Raw genomic sequence first — 17,462 nt, 5'->3', positions numbered from 1 at the left:
GCTTTAATATTATTAAACTTTTTTTCTTTTTAACGGAGGTAATTATGAATAATATTCCAAAATGGCTAGAAAATTTGGATGATGAAGATATAAATTTTATAAAAAAATTTATATTAGCTTCAGGATCCCTTAAGGAAGTAGCAGGTATTTATAATGTTACTTATCCTACTGTGAGGCTTAGACTTGATAGACTTATCCAAAAAATTGAATTAAATGATAAAACCCCTAGTGAGCCATATATTTCGCTCATTAAGCAATTAGCTCTTAAGGGCAAATTAGATTTTGAAACTGCAAAGCTTTTAATCAATGAATATAAAAAAATAAAGGATGTGGAAAAATAATATGGGACCAATTTTATTAGTATCAAATAGCATCATCTTTGTAGGAATATTAGTCGGAATATTTTTTTTACAAATATTTTTATCTACTAAAGAAAATAAAAAACTAGGATTAATACTTCCTGGTATAAATTTTGTAATATCAATTTTAATATCATTAATTTATCTTTTAAATGCATTAACACTTGATGTTTCTATATTTATAGGAATATCAATTGTATTTATAGCTTATAATGTGCCTACTGTTATTCTAATAGCAATTTACTATACTTATCGTAACAAATATAAGAAAAAACATGAAATAGATAAAATGAATATACAAGATTTAGATTAACTTAAAATATATAAACATTACCCCATAAATTAACATTCACTTAATTTATGGGATAATTTAATATAATTATTAAATTAACAAAACTTATTACAAAATAGTATTCTTTCTTTATAAAAATTTTTCTGCAACTCTATTCCAAAATTCATATCCATTTAATCTCAATAAATTTAATTTATAATTAGATTTATAAATTTTTACTTCTTCAATTTGAGTATACTTGTATTGTTTACCATCTATAACAATTAGTATCGAATCTTCAAAATCAAATTCTGGACTTATTGATATGACTGATGTTGTTGGTAATATAATACTTGAAGTAAATGATCTATAAGCATTTGTATTCATAGGTGCTATAGGGGTTAACTGAAATAAGTCAAGTTTTGGATCAACTATACTTCCCCCTGCAGAATAATTGTATGCTGTCGAGCCAATAGGTGTTGATATTAGCATACCATCTCCACTAAAATGCTCTATCTTCATTCCATCTACTTGTAAATCTAAGTGAACTGTCCTTGATTGAATATTTTTTATTACAATTTCATTTACTGCACTTATTTTTATGCACCTTTCCTTTGTACATATTTTAGCTTCCAGTGGATAAAGCTGTTGTATAAAATATTCTTTATTTATGTATGATTGAATAAATCCATCTATTTTATCTGGAGAAATCTCTGCAAAGAATCCTAAATGTCCAGTGTTTATAGCTATAACTGGTATTTGCGCAAAGTTAAACTTATGTATAGTTTGTAAAAGGGAACCATCTCCTCCTATAGATATTATAAGTTCAGTATTTTCCTCTAATTTCTCACTAACTTGAAATCCTGCTCTATTAAGTTTTTCTACCAACATATTTTTTGTTTCTATGGATTTATCTAAATTATTATAAGCTATTGTAATTACACTTTTCATTTTGTTATACCTCTAGTTTCACATGATTTTTTAATATATTATTTACTTTTATTATAAAACAAATTAAATAAACATTATATCATTATAATATGAAATATTTAATAACTCAAACCTCTTATTTATTTTAATTATAAAAAAGGTACCTCCTAATGATTTTTATTTCATTGAAAGAGACACCTTTTTTAATATATAATAACTATTCTTTTATACTTGTGATTTCAAACTATTTTTTATCCAGTCTTTACCTTCTACTAACCTAGCTACCAGCATAGAACATACTGTGTTTGAAGTTGTATTTAGTACTGTAGCTGGAGCATCTATTATAGTAGTTATAACAGCTATGATAGGTAAAAACTCTATTGAGAATCCAAATATAGTAATTATTAACATTTCTGCTATCATACCACCACCTGGAATAGCCCCCATAACTGTACCTACTAAAAATGCTACTGCTATTATTGAGATAATAGATGATATACTTGTCATATTGTAACCAAATATTCCAAATAAGAAAGTAACTTTTAATACTCCCCCTATTACCGATCCATCCTTATGGATATTAGCCCCAAGTGGTATAACCGTTTCTGCTATATCATTTGGAACATTCATCTTTTTAGATGCATCTAAGTTTACAGGTATCGATGCTGCACTAGAACATGTAGCTAAAGAGGTAACTGTTGGTGGAATTATATTTGCCCAATAAATTTTTACTCCATCTTTTCCTCCAGCTATAAAAGCATACATAGAAAACAATCCAAAATAGAAGATAACTGTTAAAATTAAATATAGTACAAAAGATCTTGCATATCCTGATATTATTTGTGGTCCTAATTCACCAACTATTGAAGCAAAATAACACCCAAGACCTAATGGCGCTACCTTCATAACTAAATCAATTATTTTCATCATAACATCAGATCCAGCTTGTAAGAAACTTGCTATAATTTTTCCCTTCTCTCCCACCATTGCAGTGGCAATTCCAAATACTATCGAGAACAGTATTAATTGAAGCATGTTTGATTTTGATAGTAAGTTATAAAAATCAGGTACTGTAACAGTGTTAACCAACTGTTGCAATACTCCAGCCTGTTCAGCAGTTGTTACTTCAGCTGTTTGCATTAAACTTTCAAACATCTGTGAATTTAATCCTTTTGTCGGATTGAATATTAAAACTCCTACTAAAGTTATTATTCCTGATATAATCGCTGTAACTAAAAATACTATAATAATACTCTTTAAAATATTTCCTAATCTCTTAATTTCTCCCATATTTGCTATGGCTGAAGCAACACTAAAAAATACTAAAGGAACTAATGTCATAAATAATAAGTTTAAGAATAATTCTCCTACAGGCTTAAATATGGTAGCCTGCTCTCCCAAAAAGCCTCCAATAACTCCCCCTATTATTATAGAGCCTAGAAGAATTATTGAACTTTTATAATTTTCCCATGACGCTTTCATATTCTATCTCCTTTATATCAAAATATTAGTTTGCAAATGCTTTGATTAAAAATCTCTTTTACTATTTCACTTTAATCACCTCTATTAATTTTATTCACTTAAGCACTATTCTAGAAAATATTTTTTATAATATTTAATATTTCTAGTTGCAAAGAGAAGTAAATTAAAATAAAAAGGAATATAATAATCTACCTACTTTATAAATTAAATTCTAACGTCAAATAAATAACCTCCTAAAATATTTATTTAATATTCCTAGGAGGTTTATTTTGTCTATATTGAATCTATATTTTTAGTTGCTATAACATCCACATCTAAATTTAAAATATTAGATTTAATTATATCTCCAATTTTCACTGGGGCTTTTACTTCCAAAGTCTTAATCTCTTTCATCACATCAAATATCATACTCTTAGATATACTTTTATTTAATCTAACACTTACTATATCTAAATCCCCATTTAAAACTTTTACTGAAGTTGCTATATTTCTTTGAGGATTACTTATTTCCTGGATTACATATTCTTTTCCTTTTTTGCAAGTTGCTCCTTCAATATTGTCAATTATATTATTTTTCAACTCTACCTCTACTTCGCAACCATTTGGGCATATTATACAAGTAAATATTTTTTTCATTTTACCACCACCTTTAAATCTGACTTAGATTTTATATAATCCTTATTAATTTCCATTTGAATCATTTCTGCTGGGATAGCTTTTTTCATTTTCATAGATTTTATAATATTATCATCTTGTAATATTTCTATTACAGCATTTTTAATAGGTTTTCTAACTCTCAAAGATAAAACAAAATCATTTTCTCCACTAATTTTTTGAGGTATTGTATGACCTATATTACTATCTTTTTCTATATTTATTTCACACTTTGAAAACTTGTTATTATTTATATAATTTGATACTGCCTTTGCCAACCTTTCACCTTCCAAGGAAACAAAATCAACTAAATCATGAACATGAAGAACATTTCCTGCAACAAAAATGCCATCCACACTTGTTTCATAATTTTCATTTACAATAGGTCCTTTTGTATCATTATCTAATTCAACTTCAGCCTTTAAAGATAATTCATTTTCCGGAATTAACCCCACTGATAGTATTAGAGTGTCACAATCATAGTCTTTTTCTGTACCTTCAACCACTTGCATGTTTTCATCTACTTCACTTACACTTATTCCTTCTATTCTAGATTTTCCTCTTATCTTAGTCACTGTATGACTTAAATATAGTGGAATATTATAATCATTTAAACATTGCTGGATATTTCTAGGAAGTCCACTGGCATAAGGAAGTATCTCGAATACAGCTTCTACCTTTGCCCCTTCTAAAGTCATACGTCTTGCCATTATTAAACCTATATCCCCAGATCCTAATATAATTACTTTTTTACCTACCATAGTATTTTGTAAATTTATATAAGATTGAGCAACTCCTGCAGTATATATCCCTGCTGGTCTACTACCTGGAATACTTATAGCTCCTCTAGTTCTTTCTCTACATCCCATAGTTAAAATAACAGCTTTAGCCTCATACTCTAAGAGTCCATTTTTATTTACTGCAATTATTTTTTTATCATTAGTTAAATCTATTACTGTAGTTTCCGTTATATATTCAATGTTTTTCTTATTTACTTCATCTATAAATCTTTGAGCATATTCTGGTCCACTTAAAGTTTCTTTAAATCTAGTTAACCCAAAGCCGTCATGAATACATTGTCTAAGTATTCCTCCTAGCTTTTTCTCTCTTTCAATTATTACTATATCTTCAATTCCGCATTCTTTTAATTTTACAGCTGCAGCCAGGCCTGCTGGACCTCCCCCAATTATTATTACATCTTTTTGTATAACCATTATCCTCTCACCTTCCCTACAAACATATTTGAATTTTTTCTAGAGTATAGGATTTCTTCTTCTTTCTTATCTTTTTCTTCTTTTATCAATTTTGTTATTCTAGTTTGGCAATATCCACCTTGACATCTCCCCATCATAGCACGAGTTCTATACTTTATTCCTGTAACCGTCTCAACTCCCAAAGGGTTATTAATAGCTGCTAATATTTCAGCCTTTGTTATGGTTTCACATCTACAGATTACTTCTCCGTAGTTTTCATCTTCTTCAATTAATTTTCTTTTTATTTCTAAAGGTTGATCTTTGAAACTTATAATTCCTTTTCTATATTTATTAAAATGTGGATTTTCTTTAAGAGTTTCTTTTTGTGATAGCAAACTTACTACATATTTTGCAATAGGTACTGCACTTGTAAGTCCTGGTGATTCAATTCCAACTAAATTTATTACATTCGGAACGTCTTCTCTTAATTCTATTTTAAAATCATCATATCCACCTTGGTCTTTTCCTACTAACTTAGGTCTAATTCCTGAGAAGTTTCTTATGAAATGTTCTTTTTTAATATGAGGAAAAATTCTTCCTCCGTCTTTTATTAATAAATCCATAACATTTTTAGTTACAGAATAATCATCTTTTTCATCTATATACTCGCTGCTTGGTCCAATAAAAACATTACCATCTATGGAAGGTGTTAAATGTATCCCTAAACCTCCTTCTTTTGGATTAGGTACTGGATATGCTGGCATATTTAAAAACTGTCCTAATTTTTGGTCTAATATAAAATATTCTCCTCTACATGGATATATTGTGTATTCTTCTATTCCTAACATTTTTCCTACTTTGTCACTATTAAGCCCTGCAGAGTTTATTATCCATCGTGATTTATAAATGCCTTTATTCGTTTTTATTTCATAAATATTTTCATCTTTATTTAAATCCATTCTTACCTCTAATACTTCATTGTCTAGAAAATAATTCACTCCATTTTGTACTGCATTTTCTGCCATGGCAATAGTATAAATAAAAGGATTTAAAATTCCTGTGCTTGGAGAATATAATGCAAAGTTTCCCTCAATAAATGGTGATAATTTCTTAATTTTTTCATTATTTATAATTTCCAATCCTACAACACCATTTGCTTCTCCTTGCTCTTTCATTTTTATTAATTTTTCTTTATCTTCTTCTGTAAAACCAACTACTAATTTTCCAGTTCTTTTAAAAGGAATATCAAGTTCTTTTGCAACTTCATCAAAATTTTGATTCCCTTCCACACAAAACTTTGCCATTAAAGATCCTACTTTATTATTAAACCCTGCATGTAAAACACCCGAATTTCTTCCACTAGTTTCTAAGCATACATCCAATTCCTTTTCCAGTACACAGGTTCTTAATTTATATTTAGAAAGTTCCCTTGCAATGGAGCTTCCGACTACTCCCCCTCCAATTATTACCACATCGTATGTATTATTCACTTTATTCACCCCATTTTTAACTTATTGATATAAGTGTATCACAATTTTATTTTTCTTCTTGATAGTTCTTATATATTTTTTATCTATTAGAAAATAGTTAGTTTTCAATTGTAATATCAATTAAATTTATTTTACTTGAAAAAATAAATCATCATTACTACAATTAACTATATATTTAAACTGGTTATTTAAATTTTATATTATAATTTTTTTGTATTTTATAATTTTAAGGTGGGACCATATATTATGAAAAAACTCAAAAAATTCTTATTATCAATTTTATTCATAATCTTAATAGCAAGTATTAGTATTGGTACCTTTGTGGGTAATCTACTTTATAATGTGGTAATAAGCGCCAATACTTCTAAAAACACAATCTATGCTGACTATACCTTTGAAAGTTCTTCTTATAATGAGCACTGGTTAATTAAAAAATCTAATTACAAAGATAAATACATAACTTCCTTTGACAACTTAAAATTACATTCCTATGTTGTTAAACAACCTAAAAAAACATCAAAATGGGCTATTGTAGTTCATGGTTATGGAGAAGAGGGAAAGTTAACTAGTAGAAAAGCTCTTAGTTTTTATAAAATGGGATATAACGTTTTAGTCCCTGATTTAAGAGGCAATGGAAAAAGTCAAGGAAATTATATAGGTATGGGTTGGGATGATAGAATAGACATAATTGCTTGGATTAATTCAATAATAAAAGATGATAGCAAAGCTGAAATAGCACTCTATGGTACATCTATGGGAGGTGCCGCAGTTTTAATGACTTCTGGAGAGAATTTGCCTGACAATGTTAAAGCAATAATATCTGATTGCGCTTACACTTCTGTATATGATATTTTTGATTATGAAATTACAAGTTACTCTAATAGTTCTTCTTTCCCAATAATTGATTTTACCAATTTGGTAACTGTATTAAGAGCCGGATATTCTTTAAAAAATGCATCTGCTATTGATTCAGTAAAAAAATCAAAAACACCTATTCTTTATCTTCACGGTGATAATGACAAATTTGTTCCTATATCTATGATGAATGAACTATACAGTGCTACAAGCTCTCCCAAAAAGAAAGTTACTATAAAAAATGGTGAACATAGCAACTCAGATTTAGCTCAGCCTCGTTTGTATTGGTCAACTATAAGTGACTATTTGAAAAAATATATTAAATGATAAATTGCTTAAAAAAGGATATTACTGAAAATTTTAATTCAGTAATATTCTTTTTGTTTTTATTTGCATATATTTCGTATTTCAAAATATTTATTTTTATGATAGTATATTATCTAGGTTTAAAATACAAGGAGATTGAGTATGACTAAAAAGAAAAAAATCATAATAAGCTTAACGACAGTTTTATTATTAATAACTGTTAGTACAGGAATTTTTATAGGGAACTATTTTTATGACTTAGCTATTAATCCATTTACATCAAAAGATATGATATTTGGAGATGATGATGATACTGAAGGAGAAGTAGAAGAAGATGTTAATTGGTTAATAAAAAATTCAAATTATACAGATAAATATATAAACTCTTTTGATAACTTGAAATTACATGGCTACGAAGTTAAAAATGAAACTAAAACTAATAAATGGGCTATTGTAGTTCATGGTTATACTTCTGAAGGTGAATTAGTAAGTTCTAAAGCTAAACATTTTTATGAAATGGGATATAATATTCTAGTTCCAGATTTAAGAGGACATGGAAAAAGTGAAGGTGATTATATAGGAATGGGATGGGATGATAGGCTCGATATAATCGACTGGATTAATAATATTCTTGAAGATAATCCTAGCTCAGAAATAATTTTACATGGTACATCTATGGGTGCTGCTACTGTTTTATCAACATCTGGAGAGAATTTACCTAATAATGTTAAAGCTATCATTGCAGATTGTGGTTATACTTCAGTTTGGAATGAATTTACTTACCAACTAAAAGCTTTATTTAATTTACCAGCTTTCCCTGTAATGAATCTTTCTAATATGGTGACAATGGTTAAAGCTGGATATTCACTTAAAGATGCTTCTCCTATTGAGCAAGTAGCAAAATCAAAAACTCCTATACTTTATATTCACGGAGATAAGGACGACTTTGTTCCATACTATATGATGGATGAACTTTATAAGGCTACAAGCTCTGAAAAAAGTAAACTTACTGTACAAAATGCTGGTCATGGAAAAGCTGACTTAGTTAATCCAGATCTTTACTGGAATACAGTAACTGATTTTTTAGGCAAATACATTAGTAATTAACATTTTTTATAAAATAAAAATTCCATAGTATTAAAAGGGAACTGTTTCATTAATTATTTAAAATTAATATATAACAGTTTCTTTTATTGTTTGCTTATTTTATATTTTATCTTAAATTCTTACCATAATATTTATACTTACTATATATTAATCTTCTACTTTTTTAAAAGATTGATATGAAAGATATCATGAAAGTTAAAATAAAACTAAAGTTTAATAACTTCCATTTTCCATGTTTATAAAACTCATTATAAATATCTTTTATACCTATCCAAAAACCTAAAATCATGTATCCCCCAAATTCTACCAACATTACTAAATAGTCATATCTAAAATCATAAGAAGTTTGTTTTAAATCTATACAAATTTCACTTAGCTCACCCATAACTAATACTATCAGTGCCCCTATAACGAAATATACAATATTAACAAAAATATTTTTATCTTTCATGTTTATCCTCCCATTTAATAATATTTTTATAGAATATATTTATAAATGTAGCAGAATTATAAGTTCTATGCATTTATATTTTATCTAATTTGATATGCGAAGGCATAATTGGGTATAAAATTAAATGTCTAAATAAACTCTAAGGGGATAAATTTATGTTCAGTAAACTAATAAAAAAATATAAAGAATATAAAATAGTAAATTCAAATAAGCCTAAAAAAGTTTGTTCTTGTTATAATGTTTCTAATCATGATATTATGAAGGCTCTAAATAATGGATGTAGCGGAATAAATGAAGTTAGAAAAAGTACAAAGGCTGGAACAGCCTGTGGCAAGTGTAATTCATCTGTTGAATATGAAATTTATAAAGCATTAAAAAAATAAGCCTCTATTCTAAAGAGGCTTATTTTCTATATTATATTAAAATCAAAATTTAATTAGCTTGTTCTAAATTGTTGACTTCTTCGCTTTTTTGATCTTCTTTCACAATCATACTTCTATTCCATAACATAAGTCCAACAGTTGAAGCTACTAATGCTCCTATTCCTATTGTTTTAAATTCAGTTAATTTAACTATTAACCATGGAAGTGGGCTTGAACCGTAGTCAATACTTGATATCATTCTAGCTCCATCTGGTATAGCGAACTTAGCTGCTAGCGCTGCTTCTGTAAATAATGGAGACATATTTGTTCCTATTAGTAACCCTGCTCCTACAACTATAACACCTACTATAAATGCTCTGAAGAAATCTCCTCTTACAAGTGGTGTTATTAATACAAACATAAATGGTAATCCAGCTAACGAAGCAAATGGTAAGAATTGATTTCCTGGTATTATTAAAGCTAATATTAATGTAACTGGTACTAATACTAGTGAAACTGCTAATGTGACTGGGTGACCAACACTTACTGCTGAGTCTAATCCTATGTAAAGCTTAGCTTTTCCTTCAAATTTACGTTGAATTAAAGTTTGTACTGCTTCAGATACTGGCATTAAACCTTCCATTAATACTGCTGCCATTTTGGGAGTAAGCACAAGTACAGCCCCCATTACCACTGCTAAATTTAAAGTATCTTTTACATTGTATTTTGCAAGTATACCAAGAAGAATACCTATTGAAGTTCCTAATATTGCTGGATCTCCAAATATACCAAATTTCTTTTGTATGTCATTTGCATCCATTTTTATTTTATTTATTCCTGGTATAAAATCTAATATTTTATTTGCTATCCATGCTATTGGTACATAAGATGCTGAGAATCCATGAGGAATTGATATCCCAGGCAGCCCTAATTCTTTTTCCACCAACGGAGCAGTTCTATCTGCAAGAACCATTGTAACTACCATATTTACTGCTGACATTATTAAAGCTATAGGTAAGCTTCCTGTTAGCATATAAACTAAAGAACCTGTAAAAGCAAAGTGCCAGAAGTTCCATATATCTATATTTACTGTTCTAGTTGTTCTTGTAAGTAACATCACAACATTTATTATTATTCCTAAAGGTATTATTAAAACACCAACAGTTGAACCAAATGCTATTGCTGAAGCTGCTGGCCAACCAACATCAAGTACATTTAAATTTAACCCAAAGTTTTTAACCATTGCTTCTGCTGCTGGTCCTAAATTTTCTGTTAATATTGTTATAATTGCATTTAAACCTATAAATCCTATCCCTATTAAAAGTCCTGATTTAACAGCATTTGCTAACTTAACCCCTAAACATATAGCAAATACTGAGAATATTATTGGCATCATTACTGATGGCCCTAAATCTACTAAATACTGTAATATATTCATTATTGCATCCTCCCACTTTAATTTATAATATTTTATTATTTAAAACTTTTACTATTTCTGATGGGTCTTGCTCGTTATATAAATTCTCTAAAAAGTCAGTTTCTGCAAATAATCCCATTAGTTTTGATAAAAGACTTACTTGCTCTTCTTTTTTAGTAACTAATAATACAAATGCCATATTTACATTTATATCATTGTTAGTACACATTTCTTTAAATTTGCATTCTTTTTTTAATCTTACAAATGCTACTCCTGGCTTATTTACATGTTCTGAATCTGTATGAGGTATAGCTAAGTTATATTTTTCAGTCCCTATAGCAGTTGGATATTCTTCTTCTCTTTTTAAAATCGCATCCTTAAAAGACTCTTTCACATATCCTTTTTCTAATAGTTCATCTGATATAGAATTTAAAAACTCATCACTAGTTTCATGTTCTACATCTAAAAATACTAAGTCCTTACTTAACATTCATTCCACCTACATTCCTAGTTTTGCAACTATATCATCCATTAATTTATCTACTCCTAATCCTGTTATAAAAGGTAATCCTGATACAACTGGTATATCTACACTTTGGTTAAATTGAGCTGTAGTAACAACCATATCATGTCCTGCAACTTTTCCTGGTAATTCTGCTACTGTACATTGAGTAAATGAAACTTGTCCTCCTAAGCCTCTTTTTTCAAATCCTGCTTTTAATTTTTGTATTGCTACTGTTGATGTTGCTATTCCTGCTCCACATGCTACTACTATTTTTTTCATAATTATAATCTCCTTTTAATTAGTATAATTTCTTAATATAATTTAAATCTTTTTTGTTAATTATTTTTTCTACTTTATACATTTCATCAACAGGGTTATATATATCTAAGAATAAATTTTCATGTTCTAAGAATACATCCTTGTCTATGGCTATCATCATTACTAGTTGTACTTCTGAATATACCCACTTTATTGGTTCTTTCAAAATTGCCACATATATTCCAGGCTTTTTTACATCTCCAACTAAAGCATGAGGAATGGCAACCATATTTCCTATCTCTGTCGATGAAAGTTTTTCTCTTTCCACAAAAGAATTTTTCATTACTTCATCTATATAACCCAATTCATACATTTTGCTAGACATATACTCCACCACATCTAAATAATTATTAATCTCTAAATTTGGTGAAAATATTTCATCTTTAAAGTAAGATTTTATATCTAACTTGTAATTCTCATTTCCTTTACTTATAAAATGATTTATTTTATTCATATCTGCATCACTTAAAATAGGTGATATATTTATAATAGGTAAGTTTTTGTATTGTAGATTAATAGTTGATATTATCAAATCTATATCTTTAAAATCTAATTCTTCAAGTTTATAAGATGGATACACTCCACATATTTGAATTCTAGATCCAAATCTATTCGATAGTTTACTTCTTAGAAGTATGGATGTTCCCATACCCGATGCACATATAAGAATTACTCGAAGCCTATCTTTTCTTCCTTTTATGTTCATCCTTTCTAATGCTCCACCAAAATGTAGTGCCAAAAATCCAACCTCATTCTCATCTACTTCCACATTCATATCTTCTTCTATAGCTTTAGCTAAAAAGTTTGCTAGCTCATAAGCCAATACATAATTTTTCTTTATTTGATCTAATAAATTGTTTCTTATTTTCATCTTGTATTGTATTCTGTGAAGAACACTTTTTAAGTGAATAAGAAGACCATTTTCCAGGATTTCATCATGAGTAAAATCTATACCTATTTGTAAATAAATCTCTTTTAGAGACTTTCTTATAGTATCTAAATTGTTATTATCTTCTTCATCTATAGAATAATTATCATCTTTAAACAATCTATTTTGAGATTTTAAATGTTGATATATATACACAACCTCTGCTGTTGGAAATTCTATTCCAGTCAGCTCACATATTTGTCTACAAAGATTTATTGCTGCTTCATATTCAATGTCTCCTACTGGTATATGCCTTGATTCTTCTTCATTAATAATTTTGTCATTTTTTATCCTTGTTATAGTGATAACTATATGGTTGAATAAATTATCAAATCCTAAGTCAGTAATGTTTAAGTCATATTTATTTATTACATCAATTATTATAGATCTAATACTTTCTGAAGATTTTGTATCTATCATTTCTAGAATAGTTCCTGACTTTTCTTGACCTGTTTTATGTACAATATAATCAGATAAAAAATATCTAAATTTAGCCTCATTACCACTAATATAAACTCCAGAGTTACCTTTACGTGATAACTTTAAATCATAATTATGTAATATCTCTTTTACTACTTTCAAATCATTTTTTAATGTAGATAAACTTATAAATAACTCGTCACATAACTCATCTTGTTTTATGGATTCTGTTTCACTGTCCGCATATAAAAAAGCCAATTTTCTTATTAACCACTCTACTCTATTTTCTTCCAGCGTATATACACAATTACAATCAATTTCTCCAACTACACTTTTTAGTATTTTATAATCATCATAATTATCATATCTTATCTTATACCCATAACTTCTCTTAGAAAGAATTTCACAGTTATATGGTTGTAAGAATTCATTTATGTCCTTTATCTCCCTTTGCACTGTTTTAGCAGAAATTTGATTTATTTTTGCTAAATCATTACCACTGATATATCCATCAGCACTTATAATTGCATTTATTATTCCTCTTTGTCTACCTGTTGCTTTTATCATTTCTATCTCCCTTATGTTTATATAGTATCAAGAAGAGCTTTTTTAAAATAGTCTTTATATTTCTCTTATAAAAGGACATTTGCCGTCTTACTTTGCGAGATAATGTCCTTTATAATTCTACTACTTTAATACATGTTATAAAAATATATTTTATTTTAATAACATGTATTAAAAATTTCATATATTACATAATTTATCACTTATACCAAATGATACTACGTTAAAATCTAATGAACCTATGATAATATATTTCTTAAATCTTTATAGGGGGATTATGTATGAAAAGAATTAAGAAAATAGTAATAACTCTTTTAATAGTCTTTTTAATTGGAGCTATAGGGGTTAGTTCTTTAGTAGGAATATTTTTTTATAATTTAGCATTGAATACAAATTATTCAAAAGATATAGTATATGCAGATCATAATGGTGATAAATTAAGAGACAATGAAAAATGGTTGGACAAAGAGTCTAATTATACGGAAAATTATATTGAATCTTCTGATGGATTAAATCTACATGCTTATATGATAAATCAGAATGAAAGTAATGATAAATGGGCAATTGTTGTTCATGGTTATGGTGGTAGCGGTAAATTAATGAGTGCTAAAGCCAAATATTTTTATAAGATGGGATATAATGTGCTGATTCCAGATTTAAGAGGTCATGGGAAAAGTGAAGGTGAATATATTGGTATGGGATGGAAAGATAGACTTGATATAATAAATTGGATTAATTTTATAATTAAAGGTAATTCAAATTCTAAAATAGTTCTTCATGGTACTTCTATGGGTGCTGCCACGGTTTTAATGGCTTCTGGAGAAGATTTACCTTCTAATGTAAAGGCTATTATAGCTGATTGTGCTTATACTTCAATTTGGGATGCATTTAATTATGAACTAGAAACTTATTTAAAGTTACCATCTTCTTATATACTAAATGTTACTAATATTGTAACTCAATTAAAAGCTGGATACTCTTTAAGAGAAGGTTCTACATTAGATGCAGTAAAAAAATCTACTGTACCTATTCTTTATATTCATGGTGATAGTGATAAGTTTGTTCCTTATTCTATGATGAATGAGTTATACAACGCCACTAATTCACCAAAAGAAAAATTAACTGTTGAAGGGGCTGAACATGCAAACTCTGATTTAGTTGCACCTTTTCTTTATTGGCTAACAATAGAAGATTTTATTGAACAGTATGTTTCTTAATCATTAATTTAGATAATACAAATTTAAGTTTTAAAGTATAAAAATAAGTCTCTGATTAAAGAGACTTATTTCTATCTAAATATATATTATTATATAGCTCTAGTATATTCTTTTAACCACTCAGTTTCTTCAGCAGTTAAGAACGGACTAACTGTATCGAATACCATCTTATGATATTCATTTAAGTATGCTTTTTCATCTTCATTCATAAGATTGACATCTATAGCATCTAAATCTAATGGTGCTATTGTTAATGGTTCAAATTCCATAAATTGGCCATATTCATTTTTTATACCTTTTTTACAAAGCATTTCATTCTCTAATCTTATTCCGTGAGAACCTGCTTTATAGAATCCTGGCTCATTAGTAGTTATCATACCTTCTTCTAATGTAGCTAAGTTTCTATTGTCACATCTGAAACCATTTGGAGCTTCGTGAACATTTAATACATGTCCTATACCATGACCTGTACCGTGATTGTAGTTAAGACCTTGTTCCCACATTATTCCTCTAGCTAATATATCTAAGTAGTATCCGTTTACACCATATAAGAATTTAGCTCCTGACAATCTTATCATTGCTCTAGCAACTGATGTAAAGTTAGATTTTTCTTCTTCTGTAAGTGATCCTAAAGCAAAAGTTCTAGTTATATCAGTTGTTCCATCAAAATATTGTCCTCCTGAATCTAACAAGAATAATCCTTTTGGCTCTAAAGTAGTATTACTTTCCTCAGTCGCACTGTAGTGAACTATTGCTCCATTAGCCCCATATCCTGCTATAGAAGCGAAACTTGGCTCTATAAACTGTCCTTGTTCTTTTCTAAGCTCAGTCATTTTATCTGCTGCACTTATTTCAGTTATTTCTACTTTTCCTATGTTGTTTTTTAACCAGTACATAAACTTAGTTACAGCAACACCATCTCTTATATGAGCTTGTTTAGTATTTGCTATTTCCACAGGATTTTTTTCTGCTTTAAATATTGTTGAAGGGTTCATAGAATTTAATACTTTTACACCTTCTGGCATATTTTTTAATATTGTGTAGTTTATTTTGTTACTATCAACTAAAACTACTTCTTCTTTTTCTATAGTTTTAACAAACTCATCTATCTCAAAGTATCCTTTTATTTCAACTACTTCTTCACCAAAGCTTGCTTTTATTTCATCATTTAATTTATTTTCATCAACAAATAATATAGCTTTATCTAAAGTAACTACTGCATAAGAAAGTACAACTGGATTGTATTTAACATCTCCACCTCTTATATTAAATAACCAAGCTATATCATCTAAGCTTGTTAATATATGAGTAGTTGCTCCACAGTCTTTCATAGATTTTCTAACTCTAGCTATTTTACTTGTGAAATCTTCTCCACTATATTTAACATCTAATAAAAATGCTTTTGCATCAGATAAAGCTGGTCTATCTTCCCATACTTCATCTAATAAGTCACCTTCATAAGATATTGTTATATTTTTCTTAGATAAACTTGCTTCTAATCCAGCTCCCATCGCTGCACTTATAGCTCTTCCATCAAATCCTATTTTAGAACCTTCTGGAACTTCATTTTCTATGTATTCAAAAGTTGTAGGAACATTTTCTTCTCCCATTTTATAAAGTTCAACACAAGATGTTGCTAACTCTTTGTCAGCTTGTAAGAAGTATCTTCCATCTGTCCAAAGTATAGCTTTTTCTGGAGTTATAACTACAGTTCCTGCTGAACCAGTAAATCCTGATATAAATTGTCTTCCCTTAAAGAATTCTCCCACATACTCACTTTGATGATAATCTGCTGATGGAATTATGTAAGCAAATATGTTTTTTTCTTTCATAACATTTCTTAATTTTTCAATTCTGTCATTAATCATATTAAACCACCTTTATTTTTTTAAATCTTTTAGCTTCTTATTAAGTTTGCTATAGATCTTCTTCATATAGGGTTCATTACTAGCTTTAACTGCTTTATCTAACTCAAACCATTTGACAGCACTATTTTCATCGGCTTTAATATGTGTCATTTCTGTTTCGTCAGCACAAAGTAAATAAGTAGCATTTAAATGAATATGTGAGGATACATATTTCCCTCTTTTTATATGACCATCAACTCCAAGAACTTCTAAAGAGAAAATTTCATCAGACAAAGGTCTTACATCCTTTAAACCTGTTTCTTCTTTAGCTTCTTTCAGTGAAACATGAAGTAAATCCCCATCACCATCTGCATGTCCACCAGTCCATGCCCAAGAATCATAAATATTATGATAAGCCATAAGTACTTTTGTTTTATCTTTATTTACTATCCAACAAGATGATGTAAAATGACCTATTTCATTATTTCTAGTAAGAACATCATCAAAAGTATCCATATATTTTATCATTATCTCTTTATCTTTTTCTTCTTCACAGTTATATGGTAAATAATTTTCTATTTCTTTTCTTAAATTCATGGTTACCTCCCCATTAATAATGACCCTATCTCAAATTCTATAATATTATTTGCTAATAATCAACAATATGATACTATAATAAATAATATTTTTACGTAAACATTATTGGCATAAAATTATTATTAAAATATTTTTAAATATTATATTTTCTTGTTTTCACTTAAATTTTATTACAATGATATTCTATTA

The 17,462-nt window shown here is 28.3% G+C and carries 18 protein-coding genes; 6 read left to right on the top strand and 12 right to left on the bottom strand.

Going from position 1 to position 17,462, the window contains the following annotated elements:
• Positions 1-341, top strand: a 341-nt coding sequence (locus QX51_RS07945) for a DUF2089 family protein (RefSeq protein WP_330376053.1), incomplete at its 5' end; no start/stop codon positions are given.
• Positions 328-672: a hypothetical protein gene (locus QX51_RS07940; RefSeq protein WP_200886390.1), complete on the top strand. Its 345-nt coding sequence runs from the start codon at positions 328-330 to the stop codon at positions 670-672. The genes QX51_RS07945 and QX51_RS07940, both read left to right, overlap by 14 nt.
• Before the next feature lie 108 nt (positions 673-780).
• On the opposite strand, the gene QX51_RS07935 is transcribed toward QX51_RS07940, so the two are convergent.
• The 5 genes from QX51_RS07935 to QX51_RS07915 all read right to left on the bottom strand — a co-directional run bounded on the left by QX51_RS07935 (position 781) and on the right by QX51_RS07915 (position 6,379).
• Positions 781-1,581, bottom strand: a complete 801-nt coding sequence (locus QX51_RS07935) for an NAD(+)/NADH kinase (RefSeq protein ID WP_039679374.1) — start codon at positions 1,579-1,581, stop codon at positions 781-783.
• Positions 1,582-1,785: 204 nt separating this feature from the next.
• Positions 1,786-3,042, bottom strand: a complete 1,257-nt coding sequence (locus QX51_RS07930; RefSeq protein ID WP_039679373.1) for a dicarboxylate/amino acid:cation symporter — start codon at positions 3,040-3,042, stop codon at positions 1,786-1,788.
• Between the two features lie 273 nt (positions 3,043-3,315).
• Positions 3,316-3,678, bottom strand: coding sequence for a DUF1667 domain-containing protein (locus tag QX51_RS07925; RefSeq protein ID WP_039679372.1), 363 nt, complete (start codon positions 3,676-3,678; stop codon positions 3,316-3,318).
• Positions 3,675-4,910 (bottom strand): NAD(P)/FAD-dependent oxidoreductase, encoded by a 1,236-nt coding sequence (locus tag QX51_RS07920; protein WP_277613744.1) that lies wholly within the window; start codon positions 4,908-4,910, stop codon positions 3,675-3,677. Before QX51_RS07920 ends, QX51_RS07925 begins: the two co-directional genes overlap by 4 nt.
• A complete protein-coding gene (locus tag QX51_RS07915) occupies positions 4,910-6,379 on the bottom strand; it encodes an NAD(P)/FAD-dependent oxidoreductase (protein WP_039679371.1) in 1,470 nt (489 codons plus the stop codon). Before QX51_RS07915 ends, QX51_RS07920 begins: the two co-directional genes overlap by 1 nt.
• Positions 6,380-6,625: 246 nt before the next feature.
• Here QX51_RS07915 and QX51_RS07910 point away from each other — a divergent pair, with 246 nt between their 5' ends.
• Positions 6,626-7,561, top strand: a complete 936-nt coding sequence (locus QX51_RS07910; RefSeq protein WP_039679370.1) for an alpha/beta hydrolase — start codon at positions 6,626-6,628, stop codon at positions 7,559-7,561.
• 141 nt (positions 7,562-7,702) lie between these two features.
• Positions 7,703-8,647, top strand: a complete 945-nt coding sequence (locus tag QX51_RS07905; protein ID WP_039679369.1) for an alpha/beta hydrolase — start codon at positions 7,703-7,705, stop codon at positions 8,645-8,647.
• A 163-nt stretch (positions 8,648-8,810) separates the two neighbouring features.
• Here the strand turns inward: QX51_RS07905 and QX51_RS07900 are convergent, their stop codons facing one another.
• Entirely contained in the window at positions 8,811-9,098 is a 288-nt protein-coding gene (locus QX51_RS07900; RefSeq protein ID WP_039679368.1) for a hypothetical protein, read from the bottom strand.
• Positions 9,099-9,253: 155 nt separating this feature from the next.
• On the opposite strand from QX51_RS07900, the gene QX51_RS07895 reads away from it, so the two are divergent.
• Positions 9,254-9,481 carry a (2Fe-2S)-binding protein gene (locus tag QX51_RS07895; RefSeq protein ID WP_052232957.1) on the top strand — a complete coding sequence of 76 codons (228 nt, stop codon included), beginning with the start codon at positions 9,254-9,256 and terminating at the stop codon, positions 9,479-9,481.
• A 49-nt stretch (positions 9,482-9,530) separates the two neighbouring features.
• Here QX51_RS07895 and QX51_RS07890 read toward each other — a convergent pair whose 3' ends face one another.
• From QX51_RS07890 to QX51_RS07875, 4 genes are read right to left on the bottom strand one after another with little or no spacing between them, the layout of a single operon-like run.
• On the bottom strand, positions 9,531-10,898 hold the full coding sequence (locus QX51_RS07890) for a PTS galactitol transporter subunit IIC (protein ID WP_039679367.1): 1,368 nt from the start codon (positions 10,896-10,898) through the stop codon (positions 9,531-9,533).
• Positions 10,899-10,920: 22 nt separating this feature from the next.
• Positions 10,921-11,367 carry a PTS sugar transporter subunit IIA gene (locus QX51_RS07885; RefSeq protein WP_039679366.1) on the bottom strand — a complete coding sequence of 149 codons (447 nt, stop codon included), beginning with the start codon at positions 11,365-11,367 and terminating at the stop codon, positions 10,921-10,923.
• 9 nt (positions 11,368-11,376) lie between these two features.
• Positions 11,377-11,661 carry a PTS sugar transporter subunit IIB gene (locus tag QX51_RS07880; protein WP_039679365.1) on the bottom strand — a complete coding sequence of 95 codons (285 nt, stop codon included), beginning with the start codon at positions 11,659-11,661 and terminating at the stop codon, positions 11,377-11,379.
• 19 nt (positions 11,662-11,680) lie between these two features.
• Complete coding sequence (locus QX51_RS07875) at positions 11,681-13,615, bottom strand: BglG family transcription antiterminator (RefSeq protein ID WP_039679364.1); 1,935 nt, start codon at positions 13,613-13,615, stop codon at positions 11,681-11,683.
• A 278-nt stretch (positions 13,616-13,893) separates the two neighbouring features.
• On the opposite strand from QX51_RS07875, the gene QX51_RS07870 reads away from it, so the two are divergent.
• Positions 13,894-14,829: an alpha/beta hydrolase gene (locus QX51_RS07870; RefSeq protein ID WP_079768076.1), complete on the top strand. Its 936-nt coding sequence runs from the start codon at positions 13,894-13,896 to the stop codon at positions 14,827-14,829.
• A gap of 89 nt (positions 14,830-14,918) precedes the next feature.
• Here the strand turns inward: QX51_RS07870 and QX51_RS07865 are convergent, their stop codons facing one another.
• Positions 14,919-16,697 (bottom strand): aminopeptidase P family protein, encoded by a 1,779-nt coding sequence (locus tag QX51_RS07865; protein WP_039679363.1) that lies wholly within the window; start codon positions 16,695-16,697, stop codon positions 14,919-14,921.
• A 12-nt stretch (positions 16,698-16,709) separates the two neighbouring features.
• Positions 16,710-17,273 (bottom strand): NUDIX hydrolase, encoded by a 564-nt coding sequence (locus tag QX51_RS07860; protein ID WP_039679362.1) that lies wholly within the window; start codon positions 17,271-17,273, stop codon positions 16,710-16,712.
• Positions 17,274-17,462 lie beyond the last annotated feature (189 nt).

Origin of the sequence: Terrisporobacter othiniensis (genome assembly GCF_000808015.1) — a bacterium.
Taxonomy (GTDB): domain Bacteria; phylum Bacillota; class Clostridia; order Peptostreptococcales; family Peptostreptococcaceae; genus Terrisporobacter; species Terrisporobacter muris.
The sequence above is the reverse complement of the archived record's forward strand: the minus strand, read 5'-3'. Positions and strand labels throughout refer to the sequence as shown.